Source organism: Mycobacterium sp. (assembly GCF_049802695.1).
In the GTDB taxonomy this organism is placed as follows: Bacteria; Actinomycetota; Actinomycetes; order Mycobacteriales; family Mycobacteriaceae; genus Mycobacterium.
In genome coordinates this window covers 1-2,702 of the sequence record NZ_JBARMY010000422.1, presented here as the reverse complement: position 1 = coordinate 2,702, position 2,702 = coordinate 1, and the positions used below count along the sequence as shown (strand labels likewise).

Annotated in this window: 4 protein-coding genes; 1 reads left to right on the top strand and 3 read right to left on the bottom strand. The window is 65.7% G+C overall.

The genetic code is table 11. The features are described 5' to 3' along the window. The 3 genes from WA317_RS17110 to WA317_RS17100 form a co-directional block, all read right to left on the bottom strand. A partial coding sequence (locus tag WA317_RS17110; protein ID WP_425174162.1) for an ABC transporter substrate-binding protein occupies nt 1–494 on the bottom strand: 494 nt, incomplete at its 3' end. 70 nt (nt 495–564) lie between these two features. Further along, a complete protein-coding gene (locus WA317_RS17105; protein ID WP_425174163.1) occupies nt 565–1,404 on the bottom strand; it encodes a carbohydrate ABC transporter permease in 840 nt (279 codons plus the stop codon). 16 nt (nt 1,405–1,420) lie between these two features. Then, the gene (locus WA317_RS17100) at nt 1,421–2,287 is read right to left on the bottom strand and encodes a carbohydrate ABC transporter permease (protein WP_425174161.1); all 867 of its coding nucleotides are present in this window, start codon (nt 2,285–2,287) and stop codon (nt 1,421–1,423) included. Between the two features lie 33 nt (nt 2,288–2,320). Between WA317_RS17100 and WA317_RS17095 the strand changes: the two genes are divergently transcribed. Continuing rightward, the coding region (locus tag WA317_RS17095; protein WP_425174160.1) for a PmbA/TldA family metallopeptidase at nt 2,321–2,702 on the top strand (382 nt) is incomplete at its 3' end.

The following is a 2,702-nucleotide window of genomic DNA, read 5'->3' as shown; positions in this document are numbered from 1 at the left end:
ACGCCAGGATCGACGCCGGCCGCCGCGAGCAGATCGGCGTTGTAGTACAGCGAGATGTTGCCGTCGGTCAGCTGCGGCACACCCCATAACGTGCCGCCGCGGGTGTACAGGCCCACCACCGACGGCTCCCAGTCCGGATCGGCGTCAATCTTCGTCAGCCGGCCACTGTCGGCATACGCGGCGAGATACGCATTGGATAGCCAGAAGATGTCGTCGGCGCTGCCGCCGGCGACATCGGTGCGCAGGGTGTCGAAGTAGGTGGAATATGAGACGACGTCGGTGCGTACCTCGATGTCGGGATGCGCACGGCTGAACGCCGCGAACGATGCCCGGTATGCCGCGGCCACCTGCTCGTCCCAGAGCCGAACAGTGATCACCGTATGACCGCCGCGCGGTGAGCCTGCGCGGTTCAACACCGCCGCGAAGGTAGCCAACAGCGCCGCGACGCATATCAACGCCAATAGCGCCAGAGTGGAGTACCGCGGTCTGGTCATACGGCCCGCCGAGACAGCAGTGAGGGTCGTGGATCGCCGGAAAGAACAGCCCTGGCTGCTATCTCGCGGTTCATTTCAGTCCCGTCACTACGATCGAGGCGACGATGTGCCGCTGGAACGTCACGAACAGCATGACCAACGGCACGATCGCGACGGTGGTCGCGGCCATCACCAGCGTCCACTGGGCGCTGTACCGCGACTGCAGCGCGGCCGTCGCCACCGTCAACACCCGCCACTTGGCGCCGCTGGTGATCACCAGCGGCCACATGAAGTTGTTCCACTGCGACACCACGGTGATCAGCATCAACGTCACCAGCACCGGCCTGCTCGACGGCACCACCACATGCACGATGGTGTCCAACGTGTTGGCGCCGTCGAGTCGGGCGGCGTTCAACAGGTCGTTGGGAATTGACCGAAAGTGCTCGCGCAACAAGAAGATCGCATAGGGCGATCCGAACAGGAACGGCAACACCAGAGCCCAGAAGGTGTTCCGCAAACCCAACTGTGCCATCATCAAATACAGCGGCACGACGGTGACGGTGCCGGGCACCATCAACGTCGCGACGTACACCCAGAACAAAGCGTCGCGGCCGGGAAATTGTAGCCGCGCGAACGCATACGCCGCCAGCACCGAAAACGTCAACTGTGCCAGCAGAATCACCGCCGTCATGAGCGCCGTGACGGCCAGCGCCCGACCGAAACCGGCGCCGGCCAAACCCGTGTAGTTGGCGGCCGTGAACGGCCGCGGCAGCGCCAGGGGAGTGCCCGTTGCGAACTGCCGAGCCGAAGTGAACGACGTCAGCAACCCGAGCGCGAACGGCGCCAACGTCAACACTGCGCCGGCCAGCAGACCGGCATACACCGCGAGGCTCGATGGTTCGGCTCCTCCTGGGACCGTGCCGGCCCGCATCGTCGCCGGACGGGCCTTAAGTGAGGTCATAGGTGATCCGCCGCCTAAAGAACAGATGCTGCACGAGCGTCACCCCGACCAGGACGACGAACAACACCACCGCCATCACCGCGGCCCGGCCGATCGCCGCCGACCCGAACGCCTCGGCGTAAATGCGGTGCGCCACCAGATCGGTTTGCCCGGACGGCCCACCGCCGGTCAGTGCATAGACGGTGTCGAAAACCTGAGCAGCGCTGACGATTCCAGTGACCAGCACGAAGAACGTCGTCGGCCGCAGCATCGGCAAGGTGATCCGCCAGAATCGCTGCCAACCGGTGGCGCCGTCGGTGCGGGCGGCCGCATGAATGTCAGCAGGAATCGCCAAGATGCCGGCCAGGAAGAACAACGCGACATAGCCGACGTTGGTCCACACCACGACCGCCGACACCGCCGGCAAGGCCAGCCCCGGATCAGACAGCCAGTCCACCTGATGGCCGAGCACCGTGCTGACCGCGCCGTCAGTGGGTGCCAGGATCCAGCGCCACAACACGGCGATCGCCAGCGGCGCACAGACCCACGGCAGCACGTAGAGCGTGCGGAATACGCCGCTGCCCGGAAGCCCACGGGCCAGCATCGCCCCGACAGCAAGGCCGAGCACCGTCTGCACGGGCACGACGATCGCCACGAACAACAGCGTCACGACAAGGGAATTGCCGAACGTCGAGTCGGTCAGCACCGAGCGCCAGTTGCGCAGTCCGGCATACTGGATCGGCCCGAGTAGATCCCAGCGGTGCACACTGAGCCACAGCACCACCAGGATCGGCAGCAGCAAAAACGTCACCACTCCGAACAAGCTGGGCGCAAGCAACGCGTACCCGAGCGCAGTGGTTCGCCGGCTCGACATGTGGATATTAAAGCCGGTCGATACGGTGGAGTGGTGACACCGAACCGGGGGATCGATTCGGACTTCCTCAACCTGCCCCGCCACGAGCTGGCCGACGCCGCGCTGTCCGCGGCTACCGCGGCCGGGGCGAGCCACGCCGACCTGCGGGTTCACCGCATCACGACCGAAACCATCCAGTTGCGCGACGGCGAGCTGCAAACCTCCGTCGTCGAGCGCGAACTCGGGTTGGCGGTGCGGGTCATCGTCGACGGCACCTGGGGCTTCGCGTCGCACGCCGAGCTGGCCACCGATGTGGCGGCTGACACCGCGCGGCGGGCCGTGCAGGTGGCGACCACTCTCCAGGCACTGAACGGTGAGCGTGTCGAGCTTGCGGCCGAACCGATCTACACCGACGCCACCTGGGTGTCGAACTACG